This window comes from Rhizobium sp. BK538, assembly GCF_014197575.1.
GTDB lineage: Bacteria > Pseudomonadota > Alphaproteobacteria > Rhizobiales > Rhizobiaceae > Rhizobium.
This window is the reverse complement of record NZ_JACIFT010000019.1, coordinates 42,415-56,092: the sequence shown is the minus strand read 5'-3', so window position 1 is coordinate 56,092 and position 13,678 is coordinate 42,415. Positions and strand designations below refer to the sequence as shown.

The window sequence follows — 13,678 nt, the reverse complement described above, 5'->3', positions numbered from 1 at the left end:
AAAAGGGAGCTACTCGCCGAGGTTCAGCTCCAGGATCTCGTCTCGCATGCGCACGGCACGGTCCTGTCCGACCTCCCGCTCAAACGCGGCCTGGGCGTTTTCCCAGAGAGGAATGGCCTCTGTCACCTTTGCAACTCCCGAAGGGGAGAGCGTGACATCGAAAGCACGGCCGCTATCGGATCTCTCGGCGACAACCCATCCGGCTGCCTGCAGCGGCTTCAGCGCGCGGACCAGAGTGGTGCGCTCCATGCTCAGCATTTCGGCCAGACGGGTAATCTTGAGGCTCTGGTAGGCTTCCAGCAGCGACAGGATGGAGAACTGCGAAACCGACAGTCCGGCAGGCGCCAGATGACTGTCGTAAAGACGGCTCAGATGCCGCGCGTTCTGGCGGGCGGCAAGGGCGTAACAGAGATGGGGACCGGTGGGTGTCAGCATGGGGTATATCTAAATGTGCAATTGCACAGTGTCAAGTCCGAACCTTGGCGCTCGACCTGCAAAGACCAGACTCGGCACAATCCGGCTCCTAGGCTCATTGCTTGAAGTGCAATTACACACTAGGTTTCAGGAACGTCGCAATTGAGTCTGGATCGCGCTCACGCGGCCACCCCAGAAATCACGCCATCCGGAGAAACGACATGTCGAGCAGCAACGGAGAAAAGCACCCATTCCTCGATGATCTTGCCGGTGACGCCGAACTGAGAGGGACGGTCCTGCGCCGCCCGGTTTCGGGCCGTGACAATATCAAGCATCTGGTCGAGGCCGTCGGCACGCTGTACGCCTCGCAGACGCCCACCTTCTATGGGGCGATCGACCAGCGCCATTTCCTGCAATACAAGGCAACACTTCGCACCGGCCTCGAGCTGGAAGCGGTTGGTGTCATCGAGCGTGACGAGACCGGGCTCGTTCGGCGCGTGACGATGACGTTTGCGCCTCTGGACGCTGCACTGTCACTGTCGGCAGGACTGGGCGGTATCGTCGGGGAGGAGTTTGGTGGCGATCTCTTTTACGCCGCGTCGGTGAACGAGATTACGGCGTCCTGATTGCCAGACTGGCATACGATCGCACGCAAAGGTGGGGGGGCGGGCTACGGCCAGCCCCCGGCCTTTCGCACGCCATCAGCCGCGAAGGAACGCCAGCAGGTCGGCGTTCAAGCGGTCCTTGTCGACATGCAGCAGCCCATGGGAGCCGCCTTCGTAGACAATGAGCTTGGCATGCGGAACGAGCCCGGCGGTCAACTTCGCGGAGATTTCCAGCGGGACGATCTGGTCATCGCTGCCGTGGACCACCAGCGCGGGAACGGTGATCTTCTTGAGGTCGTCGCGGAAATCGGTTTCCGAGAAGGCGCCAAGCACGTGATAGGCGGCAAGAAACCCGGTTGCCTGTCCCTGACGCCAGTAACTCTCCCGCAGACCTTCCGACACATGCGCGCCCGGACGGTTGAAGCTGTAGTACGCCATGGTGACGTCGAGATTCCACTGCGACCGGTTTGCCTGCACGGCGGCGCGGAACGTATCGAACAGCTCCTTCGGCGCGCCGTTTGGATTGGTCGCGGTCTTCAGCAGGAAGGGCGTCACCGAAGAAACGAAGGCGACCTTGGCGACGCGGCTCTGGCCATGGCGCGCGATATAGCGTGCGACCTCGCCACCGCCCATCGAATGACCGACGAAGGTCGCATCGCGCAGATCGAGTGCCTCGACCAGGTGCGCCAGATCATCGGCGAAGGTGTCGTAGTCGTAACCACCGGACGGCTGGGCCGACCGGCCAAAACCCCGACGGTCATGGGCGATGACGCGATAGCCATTCTGCAACAGGAAGAACATCTGGTCCTCCCAGGCGTCGGACGAGAGCGGATAGCCATGGCTGAACACCACGGCCGGGCCGGTGCCCCAGTCCTTGAAGTAGAGGCTGGTGCCATCTTTCGTGACGAGGCGATCGCCTGTGGGCTTGCCGGCTCGGGCTGACGCGGGGGTCTTTGCATAGGCGGGGGATGCGCCGGCGGCTGCAAGTCCGACGCCGGCGATGGCGGCCCCTTTCAGCAGGTTGCGCCGCGAAGCGCTGTCGGGTGTTGAGATCGTAGACATGAGGAAACTCCGTGAGAATTGTGCCGCCTGGGCGGCGCGATTGGCGACTGTGGTTGGGCGTCGGTGCGGTGTTCGCGCCGCGTTCGCGCGGAGGGATCAGAAGCCGAGCCTGCGCAGATCCTCCGCGACGAACATCTGGCCACTGCGATTCTTGACGCTCGGCAGCTCAAAGACCTTCGCGCGCCAGGACTTTAGCGCGGAATGATCGTCAGGGATGGCCATGCCGGCGGCGTCCGCGAACATCAGCCCGGCAAACACGGTGATGTCGGCCATTGAGAATGCATCGCCGGCGACGAACGAGCGATCCCGCAGCACCGTGTCGAAGTACCCCATGCCGGCGACCGCCTTATCGCGCTGGCGATTGCCCCAATCCTGACGGCCAGCCCATTCCGGGCTCTTGAACACTTGCAACTCGGCGCCCAGACCCGGCGTCGCGTGGTGGAAATAGTTGCCGACCGCATCGAGCAGCTCGGTCTCGGCCCGCTTCTGCATCATGTGGATGACGGCCTTTTCCTTCGGCGTCTTGCCGGTGAGCCGCGGATCGCCGTCGAGGTTATCGAGGTATTCGGTGATGGCGGTGGCCTCCGCGATGTAGGTGCCGTCCTCGAGCTGGAGGACCGGCAGCACGCCCGAGGGGTTCTTTTCGAGGAAGGCGGGTTGCTTGTGTTCGGCACCGATAAGATCGACGGAAACAAACTCGATCTGCGGTTCGAGACCCTTCTCGGCGAGCACGATGCGGATGCGGGCCGGATTGGGAAACCCGGGGCGATCGAAGATTTTCATAAGAGACTCCTTTGCCTGTCTATCGATAGATAGATTACAGCCGTCGTTTACCCCTTCCCTTTTCCGGCGTCAATAACTATCTATCGGGTGATAGGTAAGGATCGATGATGGCCAAAACCAAAACGGATATGCGCGAGGCGGTCATGATTGCCGCAAAAGCGACGGTGCAGTCGCATGGCTACAACGCGCTCAGCTTTCGCGAACTCGCGAAAGAGGTGGGTATCAAAAGCGCCAGCGTGCATTACCATTTCCCCACCAAGGGCGACCTCGGCGCCGCCTTGGCGCGTCGCTATACGCAGGAGGGGGCAGACTTTCTGGCGGAGCTCCTTGCAACGTCCGACGACGCGACCTGGTGCATGGACCGATACACGGAGATCTTCCGTTCGGCGCTCGCCAACGACAATCGCATGTGCCTGTGCGGCATCATGAGCGCGGAACTTGACGATCTTCCCACGGAGGTTCGGATTGAGGTCGACAACTTCGCCGCCATGAACGTCGGTTGGCTATCCCAGGTGCTATCGCGGGCCAAGCCTTCCGCAAGCGACCAAGACCTGCAGGAGCACGCCATGGCGATCTTCGCAGCCATCGAGGGGGCCCAGCTGGTCGCGCGTGGCTGCCGGGACATCGGCATCTATGACCGGACGATCCGAGCCTACCGAGCGACAGGCCTCATTCCCTAACGGCCGACGATGGGCCAATTGGTCGGTGCTGCACCCGAGCTTTCGGCGTCGCTCTTTCCGGCAAAACAGGGGTGACCGCTTTAGATGCCGCTAAAGAGCGAGATGCCGGGTTCGATAGGCCGGTCGCTCCTGAAAAAAGGCCGAGTGCTCTAGTCGCTTGGCGCCGTCCGATCGGCGATATCAAAGACGGTGGCATTGGCTTGGACTTCCCGCAAGCCTTTGTATGAAGCATGACGAGCCGCGGAATTTGATTTCGGCAATCTGCGTCGGCTGGCAAAGATGCGCGCATTGCGACACGCACAGCATGCGACAACACCGACAAAGGCCCGACCTTTACTCCCAGTCGACCTAAGGCGATCGCGGTGTTAAAGACCGATCTCAGCATGTGGAACGAACCCCGTCCCCCGTCTGTCGTTGAGGTGGAAACATATCGATCAGCGCTTCGCCGCGGCAGAGGATCATTTCAATGCCTTTCAAACACCTGCACAAAAGCAGAGGATGAGATTTCCAGATGATCGGGTTCGATATTCACGTAGCCGCGGCGGGTGCCACAAATCGCTCCATCCTCGGCGAAAATCTCGACGATGCCGCGGTCATGGAACAGACGAAGGTTCGCCCCGCCGCCAAGGTCCGCAACATACCGGATTGAGCCATCATCCTGCGCGAGCCGGATCGAAAAGATACCGTTCATGACGCGCACCTCGAAGGCAAGGTCACCATCCTGCGTCGCGACAAGCTTGCTGCCCTCAAGTAGTCCCGAAAGCCGGATCTCGATCGGCGCGCTTGGCAACGAATAATCACCGCCTTGGCCTTGGGCGACAGGGAGGGCGGCATAGTGCTCGTCGACCTCAATCGCCGGCAGCATGCATATTTTCTTCTTGTCTTCGCTGAGACGTAGAACACGGGGCAGAGACATTTCTCCGGAATAGGCTGAACCAGCCGGCTTGCGGTACTCCCAGTTGAAAAGCCACGCAAAGGCGATCTGACGCCCTTCTGCTTCAAAACTCTGCATCGCATAATAATCAGTCCCGAAATCCAGCAATTGCAGCTCGGGCGTATCAGGCACGAAGCGATCGTCAGTGAACTCGCCGATCAGGGCGTAGAGGAGATTGTGGCGCCGTGTCGTTGGTTCGATATGGCCCACAAAGCCCATGACCAGAATCCACTTGTCCTCCAGTCGGAAAAAGTCGGGGCATTCCACTGCACGGGCGCCTTCCTCGCGGAAATTGGCGGGTGCGCGGTAGAGCGGCCCCAGATATTGCCACTCTAGTCCATCGTCGGAGGCGTAAAGCAGCACGGCTGGATCGCCGTGAATTGATGCGCCAAGGATCATGCGATAGACGTTTGCTGCTTCGTCCCACCAAACTTTCGGATCTCGGAAATCATGCTTCACGCCTTCCGGACGGATCTCCAGCACGGTCGTGATCCGCTCGGCCTTGATGAGGTCGCGGTCGGGTTCGGCGATCTTCTGGAGTTCGCGGTAGCCGGCAAAGAGGTCGTAGGCTGGCAGCCGCTCCGTATAGTAGAACTTCACCTTCCCGTCCCGATCCCGGAACGCGCTCCCCGAAAACGCGCCGCCCGTCGCGCCAAGCCGGGCGAGGTTCTGCTCCGGCAGCAGGAAAACCGGCATGTGAAGCCACGTACATAGGTCGCGGCTCGTCGCGTGGCCCCAATGCATGGGTGCCCAATCCGTGCCGCCTGGATGGAACTGGTAAAACAGATGCCAGATGTCGCCAATCTTGCACAACCCGTTGGGATCATTCATCCAGTTCTTCACTGGGGAGAAGTGCAGGCGTGGCCGTTGCGGGTCGGCCGCACACCAAGCGTCAATCTCGGCTCCGGTGCGCTCGACCAGTTGCTCTTCGAACTCCAAGATAGTGATTCCTGTCTTGGAGACCGACTGTGGATCGTAACAATAGGCCCAGGTGAATTCTGTTACGCATTCATCCCATTCGAACTCCACCTCGCACGTTTCACGATGATGGTAGCTATAATACTCCGGAAATTCCGAGAAGCGTTTCACTGCCCACAGGACCTGCCCGCCCTGCAGTATCCGGAACGGGAATTCGTCCGCATTGTTGTCGATCGATCTCGCCCAAAACTCAATGCGCGCTCCTAACTCAAGAATCTTTCTTTGTCTTCGCATACAATCTTTCCCTCTACGCGAACTTTTTCTAGCTCATTGGCTTTATTGGAACTTGTTGTTCGCTTCGCCGTGACGAGTAAGCGGATATAGACATAAGGTTGGATACGGACTCGTCGGCCAGGAATTACCTGGTTGAACACTTGGCCGAAGGCGACCCCGTTTTTTCTTCGGCTTCGGTCAGGGATTCGGCACGATGGCGTTCAAGTTGCCGAGGTCGGAGATCTGGGCGCTGGAGCCGCTATAAATTACTTTGTTCTGGGTAGCCGCTGGGCCGAGGCGGACTGCTATATACTCAAGATCCGGAATGGCCTCCAAAACAAAGCTGTTATCGCTAATCCAGCGTCTATGAAGACGCGGGCATGTTCCACCGCGAGCGGAACTCTTGGAGAAAAATTGCGGGCTGATAGTCGGCGAGTGCGTCGGTAGCGCTCGGATATCCGGCGTACACCCTACGCAGCGGTTGACAATTGCACCATGTATTCCGAGCTCTCGTTCCCTATCTGGATCGCAAAAGCCGTCGGCCACGGCGCAAGCCCAAGCGGTATCGCGAAGGTAGGTTGATCGACGAGCTATCACCCGTTTCCTTTGGTTTGGCATCAACAAAATCCCCCGATAGTGGCTGAGTTTGCAGAGATGAGTTCGGAGCGTCCGGCTTATTGCCGAGGAACCGGAGTGGCCCTAAAGGCATTCAGTGTTCGGTCCATGAGAACCTGTGCATCGCCGCCGGAATCCAGGACCGTATTCAGCTCTGATCCGTCTTGAACCAGCACCGCTGTTACATCGAGCGGCTTGAGATTGCTGGTTGAAAGCAATGCGCCTACTTGTGTTGAGAAACAGGCACTGTTTGGTGCGTCATTGATTTTCGATGCTTCGGTTGTAGCCACGATATGGTTGTTGGCTATGTAATTGGCGGTACCGGAAGCCACCCTAATTACCACAGGCTTTGCAGTCGGAGGCTTGATGTATTGAGTATCTATCGTTTCCGAAATGTGGTTGGCGATGATTGAATTATTGCTGCCGTCAATTCGCAGGAGTCCGAACAGATCATCCAGGCCGTTATCGTACTTCTGCATCGGCGCCCATGGCTCGCGGTCTCGCAGAAAGTGATTTGAGGAGACCAAATTCTCGCAGCAGCTTGCAGCAAAAACCAACATTCCGGGATAGAAGGAATGGAATCTGTTTCCTGTGACCAAGGAACGCACCACGCCGGAAAAATAGACACTGCTGGCTCCTCGAGGGAATACGTTGTTTGAGGATATTAGAATGCCCGCATAATTTTCGGCATAAATGGAGTGGCCCTTATATCCGGCTCCGACAAAATTATTTGCTATTCTTGAGGCCTGCCCCATACCTTTCAATTCGATACAGTTGCCGCACTCTGCGATGAAATTGTTGTCTATCGCGAGCGCGTCTGCATCGTGAACGGTAACTCCATGCTCCAGATAGATTAGGCCCATCCCCGTTATCCGGAATGAGTCATTGGCGCTACCTACATAGATGCCCGTCTTGCCATTCTTGTATGAGTTTTCTGCCTCGGTTTGCCCCGAACCATCATCAATGAAATGCAGGCCGTCGATGCAAAAGTCGGCAAACTCCACGGAGCTTATACGAGGATTTCCGCTCCGCTTGACGTAGAACGCGGCCCCAGCAGCCTCGCCCTCGGCTTCGTCTGGACAAATGTCCACAAGTATGCGGCTTCCGCCCGGCCATATTTCGTGCCAGTGCGCCAGCTCGTTTGCCGGTGTGTTGAAACGGATGCTTGAAGACGTGAACCCATGTCCAGAGCCGACAATTTTCAGGTAGCTGACATCTATGACGACTTGAGTGACAAGACGATAATCGCCTGGGGGGATATAGATAACCGCGCCGGGTTTTCCGCCGTCCTTTAGATCGGGAAACCGCTGCCTGTTTTTTATATCCGCAATGATGCCATTTATGACGACGCCAATATCCTCATGGGGGTTCCCTACGGGATAGCTCGTCACGTCGTAATAGTTTTCACCAACCACTGTATATCTCCTCGGAAAGCGAGAGCCTTCCCGTTATCGCCTGACAACCCATCACCAGATGCTGGCGCGGGTGTCCGGCTCAAAGAAGTGAAGTTCTTCGGCATCAACGGCGATGCGGGCAATGTCACCGGAGCGCACAGTGCTCTTTGGTGAGAAGCGGGCTACAGCGGCGCTTTCGTTGCCGATGTCTACGACGGCGTCGGGGTCGCCAGCGTCCACCCACCGCGCGTCGATATTCAGATGCACCATGGACTCGGAACCAAGCGCTTCAACAAGACTGACTGGAGCCAAAATCTCGGCCGAAGAAGGCCGGATTGCAGCGTCATTCATGTGCTCGGGCCGGATACCGACAATGACTTGACGGTGAAACGCCCCGTTGAGCGACGGGCGGTGTTCGAAAACCCGGTCAGGGATTTCGAAACTGTTGCTGCCAAGCGTCAGCGTCCTCCCATTCAGAAGGCCCTCGTATAAATTCATCGAGGGCGATCCGATAAAGGCGGCGACAAATACATTGTCAGGGCGATCGTACAGGTTTTGCGGCGTGTCGACCTGTTGAAGGATGCCCGCCTTCATGACAGCTACGCGGTCACCCATCGTCATCGCCTCCACTTGGTCGTGGGTCACGTAGATCGTAGTGACATTCAGTTTCCTTTGCAGGCTGGCGATCTCGGCGCGCATCTGCACGCGCAGCTTGGCATCGAGGTTCGACAGTGGTTCATCCATCAGGAAGGCCGCTGGCTTGCGGACGATCGCTCGTCCCATGGCGACGCGCTGGCGCTGGCCCCCTGAAAGAAGTGCCGGCCTGCGGTCGAGCAAAGTCGTCAGTTCGAGGATGCGTGCGGCTTCGTCTACGCGGCTGGCAATCTCCGTCTTCGGCAGGCCTGCCATTAGCAAGGGAAAGGCAATGTTTTCGCGTACTGTCTTGTGCGGGTAGAGTGCATAGGACTGGAAGACCATGGCGATGTCGCGATCCTTGGGATCGACATCATTGACCAACTTGTCACCGATTCTGAGTTCACCGCTTGTAATACTCTCCAGGCCAGCGATCATTCTGAGCGCGGTTGATTTCCCACATCCCGACGGGCCAACGAACACCATGAACTCACCATCCATGATGTCGAAGCTCATATCGTGCAGAGCGTGAAAGCTGTTTCCGTAGACCTTGTTGATATTGCGCAGTTGTATGCCGGCCATGCCTTTGCCTCCCTCATCCCTTTACAGCGCCGAAAGTCAGGCCGCCGACGATCTTCTTTTGAAGTGCAAGCGTTACGATGATGACGGGCAGCGAATAGAGCACCGCCGCCGCGGTCATCGCGCCCCACGCAAGCCCGTAGACTGAATTGTATTCGGCGATGACGATCGGTGCCGTTTTGGTCGCCTCCGACGTCAGCAGCAGCGCATAGAGGAACTCGTTCCAGCTTGTGATGAACGTAAAGAGCGCGGTGACCGCTATCCCCCCTGTCATGACCGGAAGGACAATCTTTCCAAAGGCCTGGAATCGTGTGCAACCATCCATCCGCGCCGCTTCTTCGAGCTCCTTCGGCACTCCCTCGAAGAAGGCGGACATGAGCAGCAGCGCCAGTGGTACCGCGGCCGATGTGTGAGCGAGGACCAGACCAGGGATCGTGTCGAGCAGACCCATGGATTTTAGAAGCTGAAACAGCGGCACACCCAGCGACACCGAAGGCACCATGCGCGTGATCAGTGCGAAGAGAAGGAAAAGTGTCGTAATGCGGCGCCGGTATTGCGTCGCGACATATGCGGCCGGCACGGCCACCGAAAGCGAGAGGGCAGTCGTCAGCACCGCGACGGTGAGGGAGTTGACGAAGGCCCTCGGCAAAGTGGAGGATTGCAGGACTTCTCGAAAATTTTCGAACGACAGAGCGGCTGGAAAGAAGCTCGGCGGGATCTGCTGCACATCGGCCGCCGGCTTGATGGAAGTCATGAGCAGATAGATGTAGGGCAGCGCGTATGACAGCACGAGCACGAGGGCTGCGGCTTTGACCAGCACACCACTGATATCGAGGCGATGACCTTTACGCATGGACCGGCCTCCAGATTTTCCAATAGGCGAGGGCGGCCAAAAGCATCATGACGATGAGGAACAGGGTGCCGGATGCCGATGCCTCGCCGAGATCGCCGAAACGAACCATGCGTTGATAGATGTTCATCGAGAACACTTCCGAGGCGTGGCTCGGTCCACCCTGTGTCTGAATCCAGATCAGGTCGAAGGTTTTGGCGGCGTCCACGCCACGCACGATCACCACGACGGCGATCACCGGCCGCATCATAGGCAGAGTGACGTGCCAGAACCGCTTGAGCGCGTTTGCCCCGTCGATCCTTGCGGCTTCCAGCAGATCCTTTGGGATATTCGTCAACCCGGCATAGGACACAAGGGCGACGAACGAAGTGGTAAGCCAGATGTCGGCAAAGGAAACAGAATAAATGACGATATCTTCACTGGACAGCCATGCAATCGCGTCGGGATCGCTGATGAGCCCTAGCCGGACGAGCCCGTAGTTCAGGATGCCGATATTGCCGACGAGCAGGAACCGCCACAGTAGGCCCGCGACGATGGGCGGAACCATCAACGGCAGAGCGAAGATCGTACGGTGCCACCGCGAGCCCCCTGCCATCGCCGAAAACAGCAGTGCCGCACCAAAACCGAAGATGAATTCAAAGAACAACGCGAAGACCGAATATTGGACGGTCCGCAGAGCGCTCTCCGCGACACGTTTCGATGTCAACGCGTCGACATAGTTCTGTAGTCCGACCCACTCGCGTATGTGGGGTGTGATCGTATCGACCTTGAAAAAGGAATCGAATACCAGGAGTCCCACCGGGTAAGCGACCAGCAATCCGAGGATCGCCACCGCGGGCGCAAGCATGTAGAGCACAAATCGGTCTTCACCCGACATGTCCGTCTCCAAGAAATGATCTTGCGGGCTTCCCGCAATGTTGAAGAAAATGTCGGATTAGTTGAGGATGTCCTCAATCGTCTCTTTGGCTTCCTTCAGCACGTCGCCGACATCCGTTTTGCAAGTCAGTGCCTGCTGCACAGCAGGCAAGACAGCCTCGTCGACGATTTCCTGATATTTCTCGTTGATCGGCCGGCCTTGTGTCGCGGGCGCGCTCAGCGTCTCGAGAAGTGGGGCGAAGTGTTCATAACCTGACTTCCCGGAATAGCTGCGATAGGCGGAATTCGTTGCGGCAAGGCCGAGCGGGGCCTCAATGCCCAACGCATTGTTAGCGATCGCGAAAGCGATGAATTTCTTCGCCGCTTCCTTGTGCTGAGAAGTCGATGGGACAACGTTGTACCATGGGCCAGGAATAGCAGCGATTCCGGCGTCGTCGCTCAGCATCGGTGCGACGCCGACCTTGCCGCTGACCTTTGAATCTGCAGGCGTCATCTTATACGCGTGCGCCCAGAACTTCATCATGGCCGTTTTGCCCTGGTAGAACAGGTTCTGTGCCTCACCCCAACCGATTTCGTTGACGTTTTCTGGAACGGAATGATCGACGCAGTGCGGTGCGATATAGAATTCGAGCGCTTTCTGGTGCGCCTCATTGTCAATGATGACCTGCCCGTCCTTATCGAGTATTACACCGGCCGAACCCGCTTGCAGCACATGGGCCATCCATTCCTCAGAGAAGGTGCCGATGGTGTCGGTGCCCCAGAAGTCAATCTTGCCATCACCATCGGTGTCGCGCGTGAAGAATTTCGCGACGTCTCGCCACTGCTGCCATGTCTTGGGAGGAGCCAGCGGGTAGCCATACTTCGCCTGAAATGCTTCCTTCTCCTCTGACTTATCGAAGAGATCCTTGCGATAGAAGACGATCTCGGCATTCGCCCAGGCTGGCATGCCAATCACTTTGTCACCGACCTTCGCGTCTGCCAGCAAGGCTGGCGGCAGGTCCGCCCGAATTGCATCGGTATAAAGGGATGAGATGTCTTCGACGTGGCTCGCGAATTTTGCATTCCAAACGACATCGATAGTAACGACATCGAAAGCCGAAGAGCCGGAGGCGATTTCGGCTGAGAACTTATCAAAGACGCCCTGGTAGGGAACGACGGTGAAGTTCACCTCGATGCCGGTTTCGGCGGTGAATTTCTCAGCCGCAGCCTTCTGCAGCATTTCGCCGCCGCCTTCCACCAAGATATTGATGATCTCGGCTCTGGCAGGAGCCACCATGAGAATGAGCGCAAGCGCGCTGACACCAGCAAATTTCTTCATTGATTCCTCCCTTAGATGCCAGGACGTTTGCTTAGGCGTCCTTGCTTGGATCCGACCATAATCGCGTTATGACGACGTTGTCAACGCGCGTTGTCGACGTTGTCAGAAATAAATGTCGACGTTGTCATATAATTTATTTACAACATCGCGGAGCAAGGAGTTGACGGGTCATGGTCAGTATTATCAGCGTCGCGAAAGCGGCCGGAGTTTCCAACAAAACCGTTTCGCGGGTTATCAATGGTGAGCCCTATGTGACCGAGGAAACCCGGGAGAGAGTGGAAAAGGCGATCCGCGACCTCGGCTATATTCCAAACATGGCGGCGCGCCTCATACGTTCGAGCCGTTCCAACACCTTCGGCATCATCACGGATTATGTGTCTACCACGCCCTATTCGGTCGACATTGTTCGAGGGATACAGGATTGGGCAAATGCGCATGGGAAAACCATCCTCATGGCAAATACCGGCGGCTCGTCCGAGCGAGAGGCTGAAATCTGGAAAATGTTCCAGTCCCATCGAATTGACGGGGTTCTTTATGTAACGATGTACCGTCGCACGGTGGATCCTGTGGCAGGCGACGTCCAGATTCCGACGGTGATGATCAATTGCAGACCTGAGACGAACGAACTGTTGCCTTCCATTGAACCAGATGACTACCAGGGCGCCCAAGACCTGACCCGCTATCTGTTTGACAAAGGTCATCGAAAGATCGGCTACATCCGGCTCAATCCGATCTTGCTGGGTGCGCAACTTCGCCTTGAGGCGTTCCGTAAAACCACCGCGGATTTTGGCATTGCTGAGAGCGACCTGAGTATCCGTCTGGGCATGGAAGGGCCGGTTGGAGCGGAGAAGAACTACGTTTTTGCCGTTGCGACGGAGATGCTGCAACAAAAGGAACGACCGACCGCGATCATGAGCGGCAATGACGAAATGACGATCCAAGTCTACATCGCGGCGATGGCGTTGGGTCTCCGCATCCCTGAGGATGTCAGTATCGTCGGTTTTGACGATTTTCGCACGGTTTCCCTCGCACTGAAGCCGGAACTGACCACCGCGGCCTTGCCTTATTACGATTTGGGTCTGGAAGGCGCGGAATTGCTGAATAGCGTTGTCGCAGGAAACAACGTAAGTCCGAGTACTCGCGTTTTGCCGTGCAAACTGGTCGAACGAAGCTCGGTGCAATCCTTGTAGTCTGACCTCACGAAGCAGGAGCGCTTAGGTCAGCGATCAACCCAGCGAGTTTCAACGCGTGGGGATTTGGTGGTGACGACCTCGCTGCCCACCAACGAGGTGGAGGACTTCGGGGCTGCCTTGGACGTCGCCGACGACGCAGTTGTTCGCCGGCTGAACCGGCATCTCGACAAACTGCAGGACACGCTCGGCGAGCCGGTAGTGCTCACAGAGGAATGACTGCCAGCGTTCGTGACCCGCATAGGCGAAGACTTCAAGCTTGGGGCGGAGCCCAGAGCGCGACCGGCCGCAGCGCGGGGCAGCCAGGTCCTATAGGATCATAGGAAGGACACGGCCAGGGGAAGGAAGGGAGGGCCCCCAAACATGCGGTACCCTAAAAATGACCAAAGGCGCAGTCGGTGAAGACCACGCCCAGTCAAATTCCGTTTAGACTCTCCAAGTGCCATGGTAACGCCATGGGCTCGCAACACCATTGTGCCACCACTCAGCGAGTGGCTACGCTGTTGGGCGAAGTGACTCGCATTGCAAGGGGGGACCGGGTGTCCAGCATCCCC

At 57.6% G+C, this 13,678-nt stretch carries 13 protein-coding genes and 1 pseudogene; 4 read left to right on the top strand and 10 right to left on the bottom strand.

The window, feature by feature from the left end:
* Positions 1 to 9 precede the first annotated feature (9 nt).
* Positions 10 to 435, bottom strand: coding sequence for a MarR family winged helix-turn-helix transcriptional regulator (locus tag FHX09_RS22065; protein ID WP_132590534.1), 426 nt, complete (start codon positions 433 to 435; stop codon positions 10 to 12).
* A gap of 200 nt (positions 436 to 635) precedes the next feature.
* Between FHX09_RS22065 and FHX09_RS22060 the strand changes: the two genes are divergently transcribed.
* Positions 636 to 1,040, top strand: coding sequence for a hypothetical protein (locus tag FHX09_RS22060; RefSeq protein WP_184450639.1), 405 nt, complete (start codon positions 636 to 638; stop codon positions 1,038 to 1,040).
* A 75-nt stretch (positions 1,041 to 1,115) separates the two neighbouring features.
* Here FHX09_RS22060 and FHX09_RS22055 read toward each other — a convergent pair whose 3' ends face one another.
* Both FHX09_RS22055 and FHX09_RS22050 read right to left on the bottom strand, forming a co-directional pair.
* A complete protein-coding gene (locus FHX09_RS22055) occupies positions 1,116 to 2,081 on the bottom strand; it encodes an alpha/beta hydrolase (protein WP_184450638.1) in 966 nt (321 codons plus the stop codon).
* A gap of 96 nt (positions 2,082 to 2,177) precedes the next feature.
* Positions 2,178 to 2,864: a glutathione S-transferase gene (locus FHX09_RS22050; RefSeq protein ID WP_184450637.1), complete on the bottom strand. Its 687-nt coding sequence runs from the start codon at positions 2,862 to 2,864 to the stop codon at positions 2,178 to 2,180.
* 104 nt (positions 2,865 to 2,968) lie between these two features.
* On the opposite strand from FHX09_RS22050, the gene FHX09_RS22045 reads away from it, so the two are divergent.
* Entirely contained in the window at positions 2,969 to 3,544 is a 576-nt protein-coding gene (locus FHX09_RS22045; protein WP_132590542.1) for a TetR/AcrR family transcriptional regulator, read from the top strand.
* Between the two features lie 149 nt (positions 3,545 to 3,693).
* Here FHX09_RS22045 and FHX09_RS30035 read toward each other — a convergent pair.
* The 7 genes and pseudogenes from FHX09_RS30035 to FHX09_RS22015 form a co-directional block, all read right to left on the bottom strand.
* Positions 3,694 to 3,817, bottom strand: a pseudogene (locus FHX09_RS30035) (ATP-dependent DNA ligase); the annotation flags it as partial.
* Positions 3,818 to 4,007: 190 nt separating this feature from the next.
* The gene (locus FHX09_RS22040) at positions 4,008 to 5,690 is read right to left on the bottom strand and encodes a glycoside hydrolase family 32 protein (RefSeq protein WP_184450636.1); all 1,683 of its coding nucleotides are present in this window, start codon (positions 5,688 to 5,690) and stop codon (positions 4,008 to 4,010) included.
* 653 nt (positions 5,691 to 6,343) lie between these two features.
* Entirely contained in the window at positions 6,344 to 7,699 is a 1,356-nt protein-coding gene (locus FHX09_RS22035) for a NosD domain-containing protein (RefSeq protein ID WP_184450635.1), read from the bottom strand.
* A 51-nt stretch (positions 7,700 to 7,750) separates the two neighbouring features.
* A complete protein-coding gene (ugpC, locus tag FHX09_RS22030) occupies positions 7,751 to 8,893 on the bottom strand; it encodes a sn-glycerol-3-phosphate ABC transporter ATP-binding protein UgpC (RefSeq protein WP_184450634.1) in 1,143 nt (380 codons plus the stop codon).
* Positions 8,894 to 8,906: 13 nt separating this feature from the next.
* Positions 8,907 to 9,743 carry a carbohydrate ABC transporter permease gene (locus FHX09_RS22025; RefSeq protein WP_184450633.1) on the bottom strand — a complete coding sequence of 279 codons (837 nt, stop codon included), beginning with the start codon at positions 9,741 to 9,743 and terminating at the stop codon, positions 8,907 to 8,909.
* Complete coding sequence (locus tag FHX09_RS22020; protein ID WP_132590552.1) at positions 9,736 to 10,617, bottom strand: sugar ABC transporter permease; 882 nt, start codon at positions 10,615 to 10,617, stop codon at positions 9,736 to 9,738. The genes FHX09_RS22025 and FHX09_RS22020 overlap by 8 nt, the downstream gene beginning before the upstream one ends.
* A gap of 57 nt (positions 10,618 to 10,674) precedes the next feature.
* Positions 10,675 to 11,934, bottom strand: coding sequence for a sugar ABC transporter substrate-binding protein (locus FHX09_RS22015; protein WP_132590554.1), 1,260 nt, complete (start codon positions 11,932 to 11,934; stop codon positions 10,675 to 10,677).
* Between the two features lie 170 nt (positions 11,935 to 12,104).
* On the opposite strand from FHX09_RS22015, the gene FHX09_RS22010 reads away from it, so the two are divergent.
* Both FHX09_RS22010 and FHX09_RS22005 read left to right on the top strand, forming a co-directional pair.
* Entirely contained in the window at positions 12,105 to 13,124 is a 1,020-nt protein-coding gene (locus tag FHX09_RS22010) for a LacI family DNA-binding transcriptional regulator (protein ID WP_132590556.1), read from the top strand.
* Between the two features lie 72 nt (positions 13,125 to 13,196).
* Entirely contained in the window at positions 13,197 to 13,343 is a 147-nt protein-coding gene (locus FHX09_RS22005; RefSeq protein WP_165933111.1) for a hypothetical protein, read from the top strand.
* Positions 13,344 to 13,678: the final 335 nt, after the last annotated feature.